General features: G+C 68.4%; 15 protein-coding genes and 1 tRNA gene. 8 read left to right on the forward strand and 8 right to left on the reverse strand.

Going from position 1 to position 17,924, the window contains the following annotated elements; translation table 11 throughout:
- Window position 1: 1 nt before the first annotated feature.
- Together BJ980_RS13270 and BJ980_RS13275 are read right to left on the reverse strand one after the other, a co-directional pair.
- Window positions 2-3,136, reverse strand: a complete 3,135-nt coding sequence (locus tag BJ980_RS13270; RefSeq protein ID WP_179502726.1) for a hypothetical protein — start codon at window positions 3,134-3,136, stop codon at window positions 2-4.
- A gap of 135 nt (window positions 3,137-3,271) precedes the next feature.
- Window positions 3,272-3,344: transfer RNA gene (locus BJ980_RS13275), tRNA-Lys, on the reverse strand.
- Window positions 3,345-3,729: 385 nt separating this feature from the next.
- Between BJ980_RS13275 and BJ980_RS13280 the strand changes: the two genes are divergently transcribed.
- The 4 genes from BJ980_RS13280 to BJ980_RS13295 all read left to right on the forward strand — a co-directional run bounded on the left by BJ980_RS13280 (window position 3,730) and on the right by BJ980_RS13295 (window position 6,079).
- Entirely contained in the window at window positions 3,730-3,933 is a 204-nt protein-coding gene (locus BJ980_RS13280) for a cold-shock protein (RefSeq protein WP_045548871.1), read from the forward strand.
- Between the two features lie 205 nt (window positions 3,934-4,138).
- Window positions 4,139-4,291, forward strand: coding sequence for a hypothetical protein (locus BJ980_RS13285; RefSeq protein WP_179502727.1), 153 nt, complete (start codon window positions 4,139-4,141; stop codon window positions 4,289-4,291).
- Window positions 4,292-4,456: 165 nt separating this feature from the next.
- Window positions 4,457-5,074, forward strand: a complete 618-nt coding sequence (locus tag BJ980_RS13290) for a DUF47 family protein (RefSeq protein WP_179502728.1) — start codon at window positions 4,457-4,459, stop codon at window positions 5,072-5,074.
- A 3-nt stretch (window positions 5,075-5,077) separates the two neighbouring features.
- Window positions 5,078-6,079 (forward strand): inorganic phosphate transporter, encoded by a 1,002-nt coding sequence (locus BJ980_RS13295; protein ID WP_179502729.1) that lies wholly within the window; start codon window positions 5,078-5,080, stop codon window positions 6,077-6,079.
- A 150-nt stretch (window positions 6,080-6,229) separates the two neighbouring features.
- Here BJ980_RS13295 and pstB read toward each other — a convergent pair whose 3' ends face one another.
- The 5 genes from pstB to BJ980_RS13320 form a co-directional block, all read right to left on the reverse strand.
- Window positions 6,230-7,009 carry a phosphate ABC transporter ATP-binding protein PstB gene (gene pstB / locus BJ980_RS13300; protein WP_179502730.1) on the reverse strand — a complete coding sequence of 260 codons (780 nt, stop codon included), beginning with the start codon at window positions 7,007-7,009 and terminating at the stop codon, window positions 6,230-6,232.
- A gap of 19 nt (window positions 7,010-7,028) precedes the next feature.
- Complete coding sequence (gene pstA, locus BJ980_RS13305) at window positions 7,029-8,099, reverse strand: phosphate ABC transporter permease PstA (RefSeq protein ID WP_179502731.1); 1,071 nt, start codon at window positions 8,097-8,099, stop codon at window positions 7,029-7,031.
- Complete coding sequence (gene pstC, locus BJ980_RS13310) at window positions 8,096-9,049, reverse strand: phosphate ABC transporter permease subunit PstC (protein WP_343047809.1); 954 nt, start codon at window positions 9,047-9,049, stop codon at window positions 8,096-8,098. Before pstC ends, pstA begins: the two co-directional genes overlap by 4 nt.
- Before the next feature lie 88 nt (window positions 9,050-9,137).
- Window positions 9,138-10,232 carry a phosphate ABC transporter substrate-binding protein PstS gene (gene pstS, locus BJ980_RS13315; protein WP_179502733.1) on the reverse strand — a complete coding sequence of 365 codons (1,095 nt, stop codon included), beginning with the start codon at window positions 10,230-10,232 and terminating at the stop codon, window positions 9,138-9,140.
- Between the two features lie 181 nt (window positions 10,233-10,413).
- On the reverse strand, window positions 10,414-11,286 hold the full coding sequence (locus BJ980_RS13320; RefSeq protein ID WP_179502734.1) for an NUDIX hydrolase: 873 nt from the start codon (window positions 11,284-11,286) through the stop codon (window positions 10,414-10,416).
- Between the two features lie 38 nt (window positions 11,287-11,324).
- Between BJ980_RS13320 and BJ980_RS13325 the strand changes: the two genes are divergently transcribed.
- Window positions 11,325-12,338 (forward strand): hypothetical protein, encoded by a 1,014-nt coding sequence (locus BJ980_RS13325; protein WP_179502735.1) that lies wholly within the window; start codon window positions 11,325-11,327, stop codon window positions 12,336-12,338.
- A gap of 116 nt (window positions 12,339-12,454) precedes the next feature.
- Here BJ980_RS13325 and BJ980_RS13330 read toward each other — a convergent pair whose 3' ends face one another.
- Entirely contained in the window at window positions 12,455-14,650 is a 2,196-nt protein-coding gene (locus BJ980_RS13330) for an RNA degradosome polyphosphate kinase (protein WP_179502736.1), read from the reverse strand.
- A gap of 219 nt (window positions 14,651-14,869) precedes the next feature.
- Here BJ980_RS13330 and BJ980_RS13335 point away from each other — a divergent pair, with 219 nt between their 5' ends.
- The 3 genes from BJ980_RS13335 to mshD all read left to right on the forward strand — a co-directional run bounded on the left by BJ980_RS13335 (window position 14,870) and on the right by mshD (window position 17,916).
- Window positions 14,870-15,943, forward strand: a complete 1,074-nt coding sequence (locus BJ980_RS13335; protein WP_179502737.1) for a hypothetical protein — start codon at window positions 14,870-14,872, stop codon at window positions 15,941-15,943.
- Between the two features lie 75 nt (window positions 15,944-16,018).
- Window positions 16,019-17,065 carry an alpha/beta hydrolase gene (locus tag BJ980_RS13340; protein ID WP_179502738.1) on the forward strand — a complete coding sequence of 349 codons (1,047 nt, stop codon included), beginning with the start codon at window positions 16,019-16,021 and terminating at the stop codon, window positions 17,063-17,065.
- The gene (gene mshD / locus BJ980_RS13345; protein ID WP_343047810.1) at window positions 17,062-17,916 is read left to right on the forward strand and encodes a mycothiol synthase; all 855 of its coding nucleotides are present in this window, start codon (window positions 17,062-17,064) and stop codon (window positions 17,914-17,916) included. Before BJ980_RS13340 ends, mshD begins: the two co-directional genes overlap by 4 nt.
- The last annotated feature ends 8 nt before the right edge of the window (window positions 17,917-17,924 follow it).

The following is a 17,924-nucleotide window of genomic DNA, read 5'->3' on the forward strand; positions in this document are numbered from 1 at the left end:
CTCAGTGGGTGGCGCGGTTCCTGGCCGATTCGTAGTGGTCGAGGATCCGGGTGAACTCGTGCGGGTCGACCAGCGAGTCGTTGATGACGTAGGGCGGCATGCTCTTGCGCAGGATCAGCACCTTCCAGCCGCGCCTGCCGGGCCGTCCGACCACCTCGATCCGGGTGTACGGGCTGGCCAGGTCGAACCGGTGGTGGCTGTCGTTCGAGCGGATGTCGAGCAACCCGCGCTCGCAGACCACCTTGGCCGGTTCGGCAGTCGAGTGCGCGCCCCACAGGATGAGCGTCAGCAGGGCGGCGGTGGCGGCATAGGCGATGTACGTCGTCTCCCGCGTGTCCCAGGCGAGCCAGCCGAGCAGCAGCGTGGCCATGAGCGCGAACAGCAGCAGGGTGCCCAGGAACCGCTGGGTGCCCTTCTGGGGGGTGAGGTGGATCGTGGTCGGGAAGGGCTCGGTCGCGGAGGTCCGGGCGGGCTTCTCGGCCTTGGCAGGCTGGGGGCTCTTGGTGGCCTTGGGCTTCCGGGCGGCCGGCTGCGGGCGCTCCTTCTTCGGTGCGGCGGCCGGAATCTTGTCGACCGGTGCCTTGGTTGCCTTGGGCTTGGCGGCCGGTTTGGTGTCGGGGGCGGTAGCGCTTGCCGCAGCGAAGACCGAGGTCGCCGCGGTGGTCCGCGGGTCGAGCGTCGCCTCGGTGCTGGTCTCCTCCGGTACGTCGGCCTCGGGCGCGGCGCTCGCGTAGGTCGAGGCAGTCGCGGCGGCCGTGGGGGTCGCGGTTGGCGTCCAGTCGGGGCTGGGTGCGGAGTCGTCTTCGGCGGAGCCGACGAGTTCGGGAGTCTGGGGTGTCTCTGCGTCCGTGGGCGGCGGGGGGTTGCCGGTGGTCTCGGGGGCGTCCCCAGTGGCGGCACCGGCGTCGGGAGCGTCGACCGGCGCTGACGGGGGTTCGATGACGGGCTTGGAGATGGTGCGCTCGGCACCCTTGGCCGCCGTGGCCGCGGCGAGGAGCTGCTCGAGGGTCTCGAACTTGGGCTGGGAGTCCTCGCTCGGCGAGTCCGCATCGGAGCCGGCTGCGGTGCCGGTCTCTGCGGTCGGCGCGTCTGCGGCGGGTTCGTCCGTGGCGGGTGCGCGGGCGGACGGAGCGTCCTCAGCCGGGGCATCTTCGACCGGGGTGTCCTCGGTCGGGATGTCGACGACCGGTGTCTCGGCGGTCGGCGCCCCCTCGGGCTGGGGGGTGCTCTCGGTCGCGGCGACCTCGACCTCGGGCTCGGGAACAGAAGCTTCCGCGGCAGCCACATCGGCCAGGGTTGGGGTCTGCGGCGGGGCGAAGGGGGTCGTCGACTCGGGCGCTACTGCTGCAGTCCCCGCCGTGGTGACCGTCTCGGCGGTCTGTGGCTCGTCGACGATCTCGGGTTCCTCGACCGCGGCGACGGTCTCGACGGCAACGGGCTCCTCGACGGGTTCGGGTTCCTCGACGATCTCAACCGTCTCGACGACCTCAGGCTCCTTGACAGGTGCGGGCGGCTCGAAGCCTGTCGGCTCCGCAGCGACCTCGCCCGCGGTCGTCGTACCGCTGTTGTCCTCGTCGGGTGACGCGACATCGGACTGGCCCAGCTCGCCGCGGGCCGGGTCTTCCGCGGGGACCGGCACGGCCGCCGCGGCCGTACGGGCCGGCTCCTCCGGAGCGTCGTCGCTCGGCGGGACCTCGTCCGCGCGCTCCGCGGCCTTGCGGGCCTCGGCCTGTTCCCTGGAGGTGCGAGCCGCATCCTCCTTCAACCAGTTCGGTACCTGGTCCTCGGGCTCGGCCCCGGCCGGCTGCGCAGCCCTGCGGATCGCGTCCGCACTGTCCTTCTTGCGGCCACGCCGACCCAGCAGGCCACCCTTGCGGGGCTTGGCCGGAGTGTCGATCGAGTGCATCACGGCTTCGAGGGCGGGGCCGACGATCGCGGCGTCCGAGAGCCGGGGCGTGTTCTCCTCCCCGGAGTGAGTGGGGACGTGCTCCCGCTCCGACGGCTCAGTGCCCGCCGGTTCGTCCTGAGGGCGCTTCAGCCCGGCCACATCCGCACGGGTGTCGACCTCGGCGGCCGGCGCGTCCGTGTCGCGTAGCGCCGCGAACACGTCGGTGGGTGCCGCCGGCGTGAAGGCCTTCTCGCCGGTCTCGACCGCGGTGAAGGAGTTCGGGGACGCGAGCCGAGGCCCGATCTCGGATGTCGTAGCCGTTGCGGTCTCGTCGGCCGGCTCGTCATCCTCCACGACCTCGTCGGTTCCCGGAGCCTTGAGCTCAGCGGGCGGCACCGTCGCGGCTGCCTCCGCCGAATCCTCCGTCGAGTCCTCATCCAGTTCCTCAACCGGTGCGGCGTCGGCAGGCGCCGCGGAAGCCACGTCCGGGGTCCCGAACAGGTTCCGCTGCCACTCGATGCTGCCGATGGCCGGCCCTGCGGTGCTGGGCCCCGTGTCGGTGGGCTCCGCCTCGATGGACACCTTGTCGCTGGGTTCCGGGTCGGACGTCGCGACGGGCTCACTCGCGGGCTCGACGTACCCGTTCTCCCCGGGCTCACTCGGTGCAGCCAGATCCGAGGGGTTGAACAGCGCGCGCTGCCAGTCGGTGTTCGCAGCCCGCGGCTCGAGCTTCGGCAACCGTCCGCCGATCACGTGCGACGAGGCAGCCTCGGGTACGTCGTCCGTCGGCGAGGTGGGCGCGTCGGTGCCGCGCGGTTGCTCCTTGGAAGCCAGGCGGTTCTTGACCATCCGGCTCAGCCGCTCGCGGCGTTCGTCATCACTGAGGTGACCACTGGCGGCCGGCCGCGATGCAGTGGCTGGAGCAGGCGAATCGGCTTGCTGCGAGGAAGCGGACTGGGCGGGAGACGAGTCGCCGAAGATGTCGTGACCGATCGTGTCGTGCTCGACGATTCCGTGCTCGACCAGGTCGGGCAGCGGCGCCGTCAGTGGGTCGAGATCGTCGGTGTTGAACGTGGAGATCCCGGCTGCCGGTGCCGCCTCGTCCTCACCGGGCTGATCACCCGGGGCCGGATCCTTCGGGGCCTCGTCTGAGTCCCCGGCGGTCGCCCCAGCAGTCTCGCGGGTCGCGAGCCACTCGTCGATCAGGTCGATGCCTGGATCGTCGGGGTTCTCCGGCGTTGTGCCCATGCCGACAAAACTAGTCACTTCGTCAGGCGTTATGGGGAGGATGCGCAGATTTGGACGAGCGTGCGCAGCGTCACCTGCAGGTGCGCGGGGGTTTTCGGTCTTGATCGAACCGAAAACCCCCACGCAACGTTGTCGTAGGCCCTGTGGGACTCGAACCCACAACCAACGGATTAAAAGTCCGGAGCTCTGCCAATTGAGCTAAGGGCCCGCGCGCGAACGCGACCTGCGCGCATCGCCCAGACACCCTATCCATCGGGACTTTTGCGGGCCAAAGCCGGCGACCAGCCACGGCGTACGTCGTGCCTCGTCGCCCCCGCGCGGCGACCAGACCGGCACCGCGTAACACCCCCGTTGCGAGAAGTTCACCCGTTTCGCGAAATTGGGACTTCTGTGGGAGTTCCATTTCGGGATTACGTTGGTAGGCTCAGGCTCGCACCAGGTGCAAGTTCCAGCATGGCTGACGCCCGCGGAGTTTGTGATCCAACGGCGTTTCTTCTTTGTGGACCTCCACAAGTCGGAGCGCAGTGTCACCGCACTTGGTGTGGGGTTGTCGAAGTGATGACCTCTCGCCCCGACAAAGGAGTATCAGAGCAATGGCTCAGGGCACTGTTAAGTGGTTCAACGCTGAAAAGGGCTTCGGCTTCATCGCGCAGGAAGACGGCGGCGACGACGTCTTCGTGCACTACTCGGCGATCCAGACCAACGGCTACAAGTCGCTGGACGAGAACCAGAAGGTTGAGTTCGACGTCACCCAGGGCCCGAAGGGCCCGCAGGCGGAGAACGTTCGCCCCCTCTGATCCAGTCTGAGGACTGAATCACCACGAAGAAGGTCATCTGACCAGACTTCACCGAAGGCCCCACCCGATCGGGTTGGGGCCTTCGGGTCATTTTGTGACTACTTGTCCCCGAATGTGTTTGAAACTTGGACACCTCGGGCACAGTGGTCTTGGAGCCACGCCCAAAGGGGCTGGGGAGGGTTCGAGGATTCAGGAGACAGGGAGCGTGAGCGATCAGTTCGACGTCTCGCTGGAGGACGCCGACCTCCTCGACGAGGTTGAGCTGACCACCAGTTTGATCATCGCTGCGAGCGAGTCCGACGGCGACCTCAGCCAGGCTGAGATCGACCGGATCCTGGGCGTCACGCCCAAGTCCTGACATCCGGCCGCGTTTCGCTGCGGCCGCTCCACGGCGTACTGTCGCTGTGTTTGTGCTCACCCATCGAGCCGCCTGAGCGCGTCATGTGACGTCGCGACTTGCACGACACGCCGAAACAGCCCCTAGCATGTCCAGCGTTCAGGTCCTCCTCATCAGGAGTTATCCGTGGCTTTACGTTTCCGTCCGGTCGACGCGTCGTTCTACGACCTCTTTTCCGAGCAGTCCCAGCACCTCGTTCGTGGTGCCGCGCTGCTCGCCCAGATGCTGGGGGAGGGGGCCGATCGCGAGGCCGTCGCCAAAGAGATGCGCGCAGCAGAGCACGCGTGCGACGAGACCACCCACGCCATCGTGCGTCGGGTCAACAGCACCTTCGTCACGCCCTTCGATCGCGAGGACATCTATTCGCTGGCCTCCGCCATCGATGACGTGATGGACGAGATGGACGAGGCCGTCGACCTCGTCCTGCTCTACGGCGTCACCGTGCTGCCCCCCGAGGCAGCCAGTCAGGTCGAGGTGCTGCAGCGCTGCGCCGACCTGACCACCAACGCGATGCCGCGACTGCGGGCGATGCAGGACCTCAACGAGTACTGGATCGAGATCAACCGTCTCGAGAACCAGGGCGACAAGAGCCACCGGCGGATCCTGGCCAGCCTCTTCAACGGCCAGTACGAGCCGCTCGAGGTGATCAAGCTCAAGGACATCGTCGAGTCGCTCGAGGGTGCCATCGATGCGTTCGAGACGGTGGCCAACATCGTCGAGCAGATCGCCGTCAAGGAGTCCTGACGCGTGGAACTCGCGATCATCATCGCGGTGGTCATGGTGGCCCTGGTGTTCGACTACACCAACGGCTTCCACGACGCGGCGAACGCCATCGCAACCTCCGTCTCCACGCGAGCCCTGACCCCGCGGGTCGCGCTCGGCATGGCGGCGGTGATGAACTTCGTCGGCGCCTTCCTGGGCCAGAAGGTTGCCCAGACCGTCAGTGAGGTGATCACTCCTCCGAGCGGTACGCACGGCCTGATCATCGTCATGGCCGGCCTCCTCGGGGCGATCGCGTGGAACCTGATCACGTGGTACTTCGGACTGCCCTCGTCGTCCTCGCACGCCCTCATCGGTGGCCTGGCCGGTTCCGCGCTTGCCGCCGGGGTCACCGTGCACTGGGAGACGATCATCGACAAGGTGGCCATCCCGATGGTCCTCTCACCGATCTTCGCCTTCGCCGCCGGCTTCGCGGTGATGATCGCGATCCTGTGGATCTTCCGCCGGGCCAACCCGTCCAAGGCACAGCGCGGCTTCCGGTTCGCGCAGACCGTGTCGGCCGCGGGGATGGCGCTCGGCCACGGCCTGCAGGACGCCCAGAAGACGATGGGTGTCATCTTCCTGGCCCTGCTCGCCGGCGGTTATGTCGGCGGCGGTGACGACCTCCCGCTGTGGGTGATCTTCTCCGCAGCTGCTGCGATCTCGCTCGGCACCTGGTCGGGTGGCTGGCGGATCATGCGCACCCTGGGTCGCCGGATCATCCACCTCGACCCCCCGCGCGGCTTCGCAGCCGAGTCGGTGGCCGCCTCGGTGCTCTACACGACGGCGTACGTCTATGAGGCGCCGATCTCCACCACGCACACGATCACCTCAGCGGTGATGGGTGTCGGTGCGACCAAGCGCCTGTCCGCAGTCCGTTGGGGCGTCGCGAAGTCGATCCTCACCGCGTGGGTGCTGACCTTCCCGGCCGCCGGCGCGATGGCTGCGGCCTCCTACTTCGTCTGCCACCTCGTGCTCGAGGTCCTCTGAGGCTTGTCGCTGGCGTCGGTGCGTACGACGTCGTGTGACCGCAACAACTGCCGGCTCGGCGCGCAAGAACTGCAGGTTGAACGCGCAACAACTGCAGGTTCGCGCAGCAACAAGTGCAGGTTCGGCGCGCAACAAGTGCAGGTTCGCGGGTCAGCCGAAACGACCCGAGATGTAGGCCTCGGTGGCCTCGTTGTCCGGGTTGGAGAAGACCTGCTTGGTCGGGTTGAACTCGACCAGGTGGCCGGGCTCGCCGACGGCCTTGAGGTTGAAGAAGCCGGTGTCGTCGGAGACGCGGGCGGCCTGCTGCATGTTGTGGGTGACGATCACGATCGTGTAGTCCGACTTCAGGTCGTGGATCAGGTCCTCGATCGCGGCTGTCGAGATCGGGTCCAGCGCGGAGCACGGTTCGTCCATCAGCAGCACCTGCGGCTGTACGGCGATCGCGCGGGCGATGCACAGGCGCTGCTGCTGCCCGCCGGAGAGCCCCATCCCGGGCTTGCCGAGCCGGTCCTTGACCTCGGTCCACAGGTTGGCGCCCTTGAGTGAGCGCTCGACGATGTCGTCGGCCTCGGACTTCTTCATCCGCTTGTTGTTCAGCTTGTTGCCGGCCAGGACGTTGTCATAGATCGACATCGTGGGGAACGGGTTCGGGCGCTGGAAGACCATGCCGATCTCACGGCGTACGGCGACGGGGTCGACACCGGGGTCGTAGAGCGACTGGCCGTCCACGACCACGTCACCCTCGACGCGGGCGCCGGGGATCACCTCGTGCATCCGGTTGAGCGAGCGCAGGAACGTCGACTTGCCACACCCGGAGGGACCGATGAAGGCGGTCACTGCCTTGGACTTGATGCTCATCGTGACGCCCTGGACGGCGAGGAAGTCGCCGTAGTAGATGTCCAGGTCCTTGACGGAGATGCTCTTGGCCATTGTCTTGATTCCTAGCCTTTCAGTGCCCGGTCTTGGGGGCGAAGATCTTCCCGACGATGCGGGCGATGACATTGAGGATCAGCACGATCACGACCAGCACCAGCGCAGCGCCCCAGGCGATCGCGAAGTCGCCCTCGGTGCCCTTGCGGAACTGGCTGTAGATCAGCACCGGCAGGGTGCTCATGAAGCCGTCGAAGACGTTGAAGTTGGTGCGCGCGGTGAGCCCGGCGACCAGCAGCAGCGGTGCGGTCTCGCCGATCACCCGGGCGATGGCCAGCGTGACCCCGGTGACGATGCCGCCCAGCGCGGTGCGCAGGACCACGTTCACGACCGTGCGCCACTTGGGGGTGCCCAGGGCATACGCCGCCTCGCGCAGGTCGTCCGGCACCAGTCGCAGCATCTCCTCCGACGAGCGCACCACGATCGGGATCATCAGCAGCGACAGGGCCACCGAGCCGCCGATGCCGGCGTTGAACCCGGCCCCGAACAGCAACGCGAACAGCGAGTAGGCGAACAGGCCGGCCACGATCGAGGGGATCCCGGTCATCACGTCGACCAGGAAGGTGATCGTGGCGGCGATCTTGCTGCCGGCGCCGTATTCGACGAGGTAGATCGCGGCCATGATCCCGATCGGGACCGAGATGATCGCGGTGAACAGCGTGATCATCAGCGTGCCGACGATCGCGTGGTAGATCCCGACCGGCTGGTCCATCGAGGTCCGGTAGAACGAGTAGGTGAGGAAGGTGGAGTTGATGGCGCCGGCGCCCTTGACGAGCACCGTCCACAACAGCGAGACCAGCGGCACGAGGGCGATCAGGAACGCCGTCCAGACCAGGGAGGTGGCGAGCCGGTCGGCGGCCGCCCGGCGGCCCTCGACGACCAGCGCCCACACGGGCAGCACGGCGCTGAAGAGCAGCACGGCGACGATCGCCCAGGCGATCAGACCCGCGCCCAGGGTGAGGGTGACGAGTCCGGCGGCGGAGGCCGCGATGACCCCGGCCACGGCCGGTGCCAGTCGGGGCAGTCGCGCGCGCACCAGCGGCGAGCTGGCCGTGGCGGTCACGGGCGAGGCGGTGGTGGTGACGCTCATCGGTTCATCTTCCTTTCGGCGCGACCGGCGATCCAGCGGCCGGCGAAGTTGACCAGGAACGTGACCAGGAAGAGCACCAGGCCGGTGGCGATCAGGACCGCGACGGTGCCCGGCGTACCTTCCTTGTAGCGGCGCGCGATGTTGCCGGCGATGCTGTTCGGGTTCTCGTTGCCGATCAGGTTCAGCGTGTAGAGGCCGCCGGGGGCCAGTACCATGGCGACCGCCATCGTCTCGCCGAGCGCGCGGCCCAGGCCGAGCATGACCGAGCTGATCATGCCGGAGCGGGAGTAGGGGAAGACCGTCATCCGGATCATCTCCCAGCGCGTCGCGCCCAGGGCCAGGGCTGCTTCCTGGTGCAGCTTCGGCGTCTGGGCGAAGACCTCGCGGGAGATCGCGGTGATGATCGGGAGGATCATGATGGCCAGCACGACGCCGGCGGTGAGGATCGTCGTACCGGCCGGGTTGACCGGGTCGGCGAAGAACGGCAGGAAGCCGGCGTTCTCCTCGAGCCAGACGAAGAGCGGGACCAGCTTCGGGGCGAGTACGTCGATCCCCCAGAGGCCGAAGACGACGCTCGGCAGGGCGGCGAGCAGGTCGATCACATACGCGATCGGCCCGGCCAGCCAGCGCGGGGCGTAGTGGCTGATCACCAGCGCGATCGCGAAGGCCAGCGGCACGGCCAGGATCAGCGCCAGCACCGCAGCCAGCACCGTGCCATAGACCAGCGGACCGACGTAGCCCAGGAACGTGGTCGCGTCGGGACCGTAGAAGCGCGCGTCCTGGGTGAACCCGGGGATGCCCTCGATCGCCAAGAAGATGAAGACGCCGGCGAGCGCCACCATGATGGCCAGCCCGGCGACGAGCGCGATCCGGGCGAAGACGACGTCGCCGACCTGGCGCTTGGACCGGGTCGGGGTGAGCCCGACCTCTTCTTCGGTCGTGGTGGTCACGATGCTCCCTCGGGAGTGTTGGTCAGTGGCACATGCCTGTGGCGGGCCGAGGTCTCGGCCCGCCACACGCGTGAATCGGAGGGGCGAATTACTTCGCCGCGATCTTGTCGACGATGGCGAGCGCCGCGTCGCGGGTCTCGGCGTCGAGCTGGGCCGAGCCGGCCTCCTTGGCGGCCGTGTCCTGGCCCTCCTCGGAGAGGACATAGCTCAGGTAGGCCTTGGTCTTCTCGGCGTCCTCGGCCGAGTCGTACTGCTGGCAGGCGACCAGGTAGGAGGCGAGGATGATCGGGTAGGTGCCCTCCTCGGTGGTGGTGCGGTCGACGTCGACGGCCATGTCCACGTCGGGGCGACCCTCGACGCGCGGGGAGACGGCGATGACCTTGGCGGCCGCCTTGGCGCTCGGGTCGACGTAGCTCTCGCCGACCTTGACCGCGACCTGCTTCAGGTCGCCGGTCTGGCTGGCGTCGGCATAGCCGATCGCGCCCTTGGCGTTCTTGACCGCGGAGACGACACCCGAGGTGCCCTCGGCGCCCAGACCGCCCTTGGCCGGCCAGGCGTCCTCGGCCTCGTGGCTCCAGGACTTGGTTGCCTTGCCGAGGTAGTCGGTGAAGTTCTTGGTGGTGCCCGAGTCGTCCGAGCGGTGCACCGGGGTGATCTTGGTGGAGGGGAGCTCGACACCCTCGTTGTCCGCGGCGATGGCCGGGTCGTTCCAGGTCTTGATCTTGCCGTCGAAGATCTGGGCGATGGTGTCACCGGAGAGCTTGAGGCCCTCGATGTCGACGTTGTAGATCACGGCGATCGGGGAGATGTAGGCCGGGACCTCGATCGGGTCGGTGCCACCGCACCGCTCCTTGGCGGCGCTGAGCTCGCCCTCGTCGTCCTTGAGGTAGGAGTCCGTGCCGGCGAAGAGGGTGCCGCCCTCGATGAAGCGCTTGCGACCATCGCCGGAGCCGATGGACTGGTAGTTCACCACTGCTTCGGCGTTCTTGCCCTGGAACCCGACGGCCCAGGCCTCCTGCGCCTTCTCCTGCGACGAGGCGCCGCCACCGTTGATGTCACCGGTGATGTTCGCTCCGGCGTCGCCCGAGGCGTTCTCGTTGCTGGCGCCGCACGCGGCGAGGGACAGGACTGCGGCGGTGGCGATGGCGGGTGCCGCGATGCTGCGGAAAGAAGTGCGCTTCACTTCACTGCTCCTGGTGGTGGCGGGGTGCACTCGATGGTGCTGACAACCGTGAACGTAGGCAGGGCAGATGACCGGATCACTCGGGCTCGGTGAATGAACGGTGAACGCTGATGATCAGTTTGGTCGCCACGTGGCGGAGAAGAGACGACGATCACGTGAACTGGTGCGCGGGACCCTTGACTCAGCCGATTTGGTGAGTCTCGGTCTCCAGCACCTCGCCGCGGCGGTGGTGCACCACCAGCATCTGTCCGGGCTCCAGTTGGGGGTCGGCCAGGCCGAGGGTGGAGAACACGTCGGGCAGCACCGGACGGTGGGTGCACAGCACGGCCCGCTTCTTCGAGGCGAGCAGGGTGTCGACACTGATCAGCACCGACTCGGGTGTCGCGTCCTCCTCCGAGAGCCCGTCGAGGGTGCTCACCGGCCGTCCGCACGCCTCGGCGTACGGCGTCAGCGTCTGCACGCAGCGCGTCGAGGAGGAGGAGACCAGTCGGGTGATGTCGTATGCCGCGAGCACGTGGGCGAGGCGCTCGGCCTGTCCTTCGCCGAGCTTGAGCAACGGGCGCAGGCGGTCGTCGGGGTGCCAGTGCTCGCGGGAGCGGGCCTTTGCGTGCCGCAGGACGATCAGGGTCCGGGTGCGGTTGGGCAGGGCGGCGGCCTCGGCGAGGGTGGCCCGGTCACGGGAATGGGTGAGCAGGGTGGCGGCCTCGTCCAGCGGCACCCAACGGACCTCGTCGATCTCGGCGTTCGGCCGATAGCCGGAGACGTCCCTGTCACCGACCACGCGGCCGGCCCAGTAGTGCACGACCTTGTTGGCCAGCTTGACGCTTCTTTTGTCGACTGGCCGGACGCGGTAGTGCTGATCGGCCAACGGCAGCCCCAGACGTACGTCGAGCCCGGTCTCCTCGCGCACCTCCCGCACGGCACACGCGGTGATGTGCTCGCCACGGTCGAGCTTGCCCTTCGGAAACGACCAGTCGTCGTACTTCGGGCGATGCACCAGCAGCACCTGGTCCTTGGAGCGGACGACCACACCTGCGGCGGTGATGACGGGCATGGCGCTAGTCTCACACCAATGTGCCCGACCGATCGAGAGTGCCTGTGCTGACCAGGCGTCGCGTTGCGCTCGGCACTGCCCTCGCCGTGCTGCTCGGTGCGCTGGCATGGGTGGGGTACGCCGTGTGGTTGCGGCCCACGGAGTTCGAGCGGGCGTCCTCGCTGCTGCCGGCCTCGACGCTGCGGGTGACCTGGACCGACTGGGCGGGGCTGCGCGACGAGCTCGGCTCGCTGTCCACCCAGGAGCTGATCGATCGTGACCTGACCACCTCCTCGCTGCTCTCCTCGGCCGCCGAGATCAAGGAGGGCCTGGGGTTCTCGCCGCTCGACGCGGAGTGGGAGCTGATGGGCCAGGGCCGCGACGGTCTTGCGCTGGTGCTGAAGTTCGACGACGTCGACAAGGTGGCTGACGGTCTCGAGGAGGCCGGCTATTCGCGGCCCGGCTCCGACGACCTGGCCGGTGCGACCTGGCAAGGGTCCACCGACCTGCTGAACCGGATGGGACTGACCAGCTTCGAGCTGACCAACGTGGCCTTCCTCGCCGACGAGGGGCTGATGATCGCCTCCGACCAGTCCGCCTACCTGGCGGACGCGGTGAAGAGCGCGAAGGGTGACGAGGACGGGCTCGACCTGGACGGCTTGGCGCCGGACGGGGATCCGCTGGCGCTGACCGCCTTCGTCGAGGACTACGCCTGCGAGGCGCTGTCGATGACCCAGGCCGACGATGACGCGCAGACGGTCGCGGACTCGCGGATCTCCGAGGCCGGGGGTGTCTCTCCCCTGAAGGGCTATCTGGTCTCGATGGAGGCCGACGGCGTGATGAGCATCGTGCTGGCCTTCGAGGACGACGACCAGGCCGAGCGCAACCTCGAGGCGAGGCGGGCGCTGGCCGGTGCCGAGGACCCGGGGCAGGGGATCGCCTATCCGGACTCGTTCCTGGTCACCGACGCGGTGGCGAGTGGGCACCATGTGGTGATCACGGCGAAGGCGACCAAGGATGGTTATCCGCTGACGAACCTGACCACCGGGCCGGTGCTGCTCGCGTCCTGCTGAGTGCTCTGGGCTCTGACCGCTGGGCTCAGGACTCAGCGCGGTGTGGGACCGTGCTGGACGCCAGCGCTCGGTATGACCGTGCTGGGCGTCAGTGCTGCGTACGCCGGCGCCGGACCTCAGCGCTTGGTACGACGGTGCCGCGCGATCAACATGTCGTGCAGGTGCCGGGTGCCAGCCGTGCGCGTCCACTCTGCGTCCGGGCCGAGCTCCCAGGCCATCGTGTCGGCGTCGAAGGCCATGTCGAGGATGTGACCGACCTCGGCGACCAGTTCTTCGGTGGGCAGCTTGACCAGCACCTCGACACGGCGGTCCAGGTTGCGGTGCATCAGGTCGGCACTGCCGATCCAGGTCATCGTCTCGCCGCCGTTCGCGAACTCGAAGACCCGGCTGTGCTCCAGGAAGCGGCCCAGGATCGAGCGCACGGTGAAGGTGTCGGAGAGGCCCGGGACGCCCGGTCGCGCGGCGCAGATCCCGCGGACCAGCAGGTCGACCGGCACGCCGGCCTGGCTGGCGAGGTAGAGCGAGTCAATGATCGCCTCGTCGACCACGGAATTGGCCTTGAGCCGGATCCGCGCGGGACGGCCGGCCCGGTGGTGCGCTATCTCGGCGTGGATCTGGTCGATCAGCCCGTCGCGGATGTTGTCGGGAGCCACCAGGAGCTGGTCATAGGAGGCGTTGCGGGAGAACCCGCTCAGGTTGTTGAACAGGTGGGCGACGTCCTCGCCAATGGTCTGGTCGGCGGTGATCAGGCCGAAGTCCTCATAGGCCCGAGCGGTCTTCGGGTTGTAGTTGCCGGTGCCGATGTGGGTGTAGCGACGGATCCCGCCGGCGGGTGCGTCGGCCTCGTCGCGGATGACCATCGAGAGCTTGCAGTGTGTCTTGAGGCCGACCAGGCCATAGACCACGTGGCAGCCGGCGTGCTCCAGCTTGCGGGCCCAGCGGATGTTGTTGGACTCGTCGAAGCGGGCCTTGATCTCGACGATCACCAGCACCTGCTTGCCGGCCTCAGCGGCGTCGACCAGGGCGTCGATGATCGGGGAGTCCCCCGAGGTGCGATAGAGGGTCTGCTTGATCGCCAGCACGTGCTTGTCCGCGGCGGCCTGTTCGATGAAGCGCTGCACGCTGGTCGCGAACGAGTCGTAGGGGTGGTGCAGCAGGATGTCCTGGCGGTTGGCCGCCTTGAACACGTCGACCGGGCTGGCCGAGTCGACCTCGGCGAGCTTGACGTTGGTGGTGGGCACGAAGCCGGCGAACTTCAGGTCCTCGCGCGGCAGGTCCGCGATGTCGTGCAGCCCGCGCAGGTCCAGCGGGCCGGGGAGGCGGACCACCTCGGCCTCGGAGACTCCGAGTTCGGAGACCAGCAGGTCGAGCACGCGCCCATTGATCGACTCCTCGACCTCGAGCCGCACCGGCGGACCGAACTTGCGACGCAGCAGCTCCTTCTCGAGCGCGGCGAGCAGGTTCTCCGCGTCATCCTCCTCGACCTCGAGGTCCTCGTTGCGGGTGACCCGGAAGGTGTGCGACTCGACGACCTCCATGCCGGGGAAGAGGCGCTTGAGGTGCTCGCCGATGACGTCCTCGAGCGGCACGAAGCGCTGGTTGCCGACGGCGACGAAGCGGTTGAACAGCGGCGGCACCTTCACCCGGGCGAAGTGCTCCTTGCCGGTCTTCGGGTTGCGCACCAGGACGGCGATGTTGAGCGAGAGCCCGGAGATGTAGGGGAACGGGTGCGCTGGGTCGACGGCCAGTGGGGTGAGCACCGGGAAGACGCGCTCCTTGAAGAGCCGCTTGCACTGCTTCTGCTCGTCCTTGTCCAGGTCCTCCCAGCGGACCAGCTCGATGCCCTCGTCGCGCAGCGCCGGGATGATGTCGCGCTGGAAGGCTGCCGCGTGGCGAGCCATCAGCTCGTCGGTGTTCGCCCAGATCGTCTCGAGGACCTCGCGCGGCAGGTGTCCGCTGGCGCTGCGCACCGCGACGCCGGCGGCGATGCGGCGCTTGAGACCGGCCACACGAACCATGAAGAACTCGTCCAGGTTGCTGGCGAAGATGGCCAGGAACCTGGCGCGCTCGAGCAGCGGGATGCTCGCATCCTCCGCCATCTCCAGCACGCGCTGGTTGAAGTGCAGCCAGGAGAGCTCGCGGTCCAGGAACCGATCCGGGAACGCCTCCAGCCCGGCGGTCGCCTCGACGTCAGGGAGGTAGGGCGGCTCGACGTCGAACGTCTCGGTGAACGCCACCGCATGGAGCCCGGGCTCGGCGGGCCCCTCATCGATCGATCCCGTCGCGTGCGAGGGCAGGCTGTCTTGCGTCATTCTTCGAGTGTGGCAGTGCAGGGTGAACGGAAGGTGTCACCAACCTCAGCCTGATGCCCTCCCTGTCCGCCAGCGCCCTTCCTTCCGGGATACGGATTGGCTTTTCTTGAGCCCAAAAACAGCCAATCCGTATCCCGGAACGAGAGCCGGAGGGCGGCTGACCGGGGGCCTGTGGAGAGAGCGGGTGGGCCAGGGGCCCTTCCAGTCATCCTCTAGTCCATGGAGCTCCCCGTTGATCCGCTGGCCGATCAGTGGTTGGACCTGGCCAACGCCGAGGTGCCGCCTGCGCCACGGATCGTCGTACCGCGCATCGTCGTGCCGGTCCCGGTGGATCCCGCAGGCATCGCCGGTCCCACCCGGGGCAGGTCGCGCGGGCCGCACTGGCGGCAGAGCTCACCGAACCGCTTCGTGCCGGCTCACGTCGACGGCACGGTCCCGGCGCAGCGGATCGCCGAGGTCCTCCAGCAGGCACCGTCGGGGGTGGTGACCGGCTGGGCCAGCCTGCACCTGGCCGGTGCCCGCTGGTTCGAGGGGAGGCTCGCCGACGGTCGGCAGCGAGGGGTACCGGTGGCGCTGGGACGCGGGGTGGCGCGACGTTCCATCCCCGGTGGCGTGGTGACCCGGGCGATCCTGGCCGACGACGAGGTCGTGCTTCGCCACGGGATCAGGTGCACGGGCGTACACCGGGCGATCTTTGACGAGGTTGTGCTCCTCGATGACGTACGCCGTGGGGTCGAGGCGATCGAGATGGCCTTCCACGCAGAGCTCACCTCGCGCGCCCGGCTCGGGGCCTGGCTGTCGACCTCTCCCCGTCGGGTCGGGAACCGGCTGGTCCGCCAGGCGCTCGAGCTGGCGCTGGAGGGTGCCGAGTCTCCGCAGGAGACCAAGATGCATCTCGTCTGGCGCCTCGACGCCGGGCTCCCCACGCCGATGCTGAACCAGAACATCTTCGACCTCCAGGGCAGGTTCCTCGCCCGGGTCGACCTGCTCGACCCGGTGGCCGGGGTGGTCGGCGAATATGACGGCGAGTCCCATCGGGCAACCCGGTCGCGGCGCAACGACGTACGCCGTGAGGGCGACCTGCGCCGAGCGGGACTGGAGTTCTTCTCGGTCGTGGCAGGTGAGCTCGCCCGTCCCGAGCACGTGGTGCAACGGATGCGGTGGGCCCGGGAGAAGGCACTCTCTAGCGCGCTGGCTTCCAAACGACACCGAGCGTGGGCGCTGACGCCGCGCAACGGCGTACGCCCGATGACCCTGGATGAGCGGATCGAGCGTCGTCGGCACCCCCGGTGAGACTCCGGGATACGGATTGGCTGTTTTCGGACGACAGAACAGCCAACCTGTATCCCGGAAGGTAGGTTCTCGCCCATGAGCACCCTGAACGAGATCCAGCTCGGACTGAAGCGCGCCCTGTTGGCCGGCACCCTCGCCCTGCCGCAGCCGGTCAAGGAGAAGCTCGCCGGGACGCCGGTCGTGCGTGACGGCCAGCAGCTCTCGACCGACGTACAGCTGATGCTGCGCCTGCAGAAGGTCGCCCGCGAGGACCCGGCCGAGGACTTCCCGATCCCCCAGGGGCGCAAGCGGCTCACCGTGCAGGCGGGCCTGGTGGGCGGCAACCAGCCGGTCGCATCGGTCGCCGATTCCACGCTGGCAGGCGTGCCGGTGCGCACCTATGTGCCTGCGTCCGTGCTCGGCCAGTCCGCCCGGGCGACGCTGGTCTTCTTCCACGGCGGTGGCTTCATCTATGGCGGCGAGCACAGCACCCACGACGCCGCGTGCCGATTCCTGGCCGAGCAGGCCGGCGTGCAGGTGATCTCGGTCGACTACCGGATGGCGCCCGAGCACCCGTTCCCCGCGGCCTACGACGACTGCGTGGCGGCCTACCGAGCCGTCGTCGCCCATGCCGAGTCGCTCAAGGTGGACCTGACCCGGATCGCCGTCGGTGGCGACTCCGCGGGCGGCAACCTGGCCGCCGCGACCGCGCTGGCCGCGGCCAGCGAAGGGCTCCCGCTGACCTTCCAGCTGCTGGTCTACCCGCTCACCGACGTGGTCGGCACGAGTGAGTCGCGACGCATGTTCGACAGCGGCTTCTTCCTGACCCGCAAGTTCATCGCGCTCGCCGAGGAGTCCTACACCCCCGTCGAGGCCGACCGGCCCGACCCGCGGGTCACTCTGCTCAACGCCGAGATCCCCCAGGGAACTGCTCCGGCGTACGTCGTCACGGCCGGGTTCGATCCGCTGCGCGACGAGGGCGAGGCCTACGCCGAGAAACTGCGGGCCGCAGGCGTCGACGTGCGCGTCCACCGCGAGACCGGGATGATCCACGGCTTCCTGAACATGGTCGGAATCGGCACGGACGGCCCGCGGGCGGTCGGTGACATCGCCGACCAGCTGGCGGCCGGGCTGTCGTCGTGAGCCTGCTGGTCACCGAGTGGACGCCGTCGGTGGCGGCCGCGGTGGAGCAGATCGCGTCCGACTGCCAGACCGTCGACGGGGTCAACCCGCTGGACGAGGCCGCCCAGCTGCGGTTGCGCCACCACGGGCTGTCGGGGTCGCGGCTGTGGCTGCACGAGAACGGCTTCGCCCTGCTGCACGAGGGCGACGTGGTGCTCGCAGTCTCCTACTGGAAGCGTGGCGAGGGGATCGGTTCGCTGCTGGCCGCCGAGGCAGTCGAAGGCGGAGCCACGTCGGCGTGGTCGCACGCCGACCACATCGCCGCCCGGAAGATCGCGGAGCGACTCGGCTTCGAGCGCACCCGCGAGCTGTGGGTGATGCGATGGCCGCTGACACCGTTCGCCGAGCCGGCGCCCGCGGCACCCGAGGGTGTGACGGTGCGGTCGTTCCGCCTCGGTGACGAGGCCGAGCTGCTGCGGGTGAACGCGGCCGCCTTCGCTGCCCACCCGGAGCAGGGGGCGATGGATGCCGCGAACCTGGCCGAGCGGATGGCTGAACCGTGGTTCTCGCCCGAGGGGCTGTTCCTGGCCGTCGAAGATGGGGACGGAGCAGAGCAGGTGCTCGGCTTCCACTGGACCAAGGTGCACTCGGCGACCACCGGCGAGGTCTATGTCGTGGGGATCGATCCGAGCGCCCAGGGCCGGGGGATCGGCAAGCTGCTCACCCGGGTCGGCCTGGACCACCTGGCGTCGGTGGTCTCGGACGAGGTGATCCTCTATGTCGAGTCCGACAACCTGGCCGCGCGTGCGGTCTATGAGGGGCTCGGCTTCACGCACGAGTCCTATGACACGCACGTGCACTACACGAAGTAGCGCTCGCA

The sequence above is a fragment of the Nocardioides daedukensis genome (assembly GCF_013408415.1).
In the GTDB taxonomy this organism is placed as follows: domain Bacteria; phylum Actinomycetota; class Actinomycetes; order Propionibacteriales; family Nocardioidaceae; genus Nocardioides; species Nocardioides daedukensis.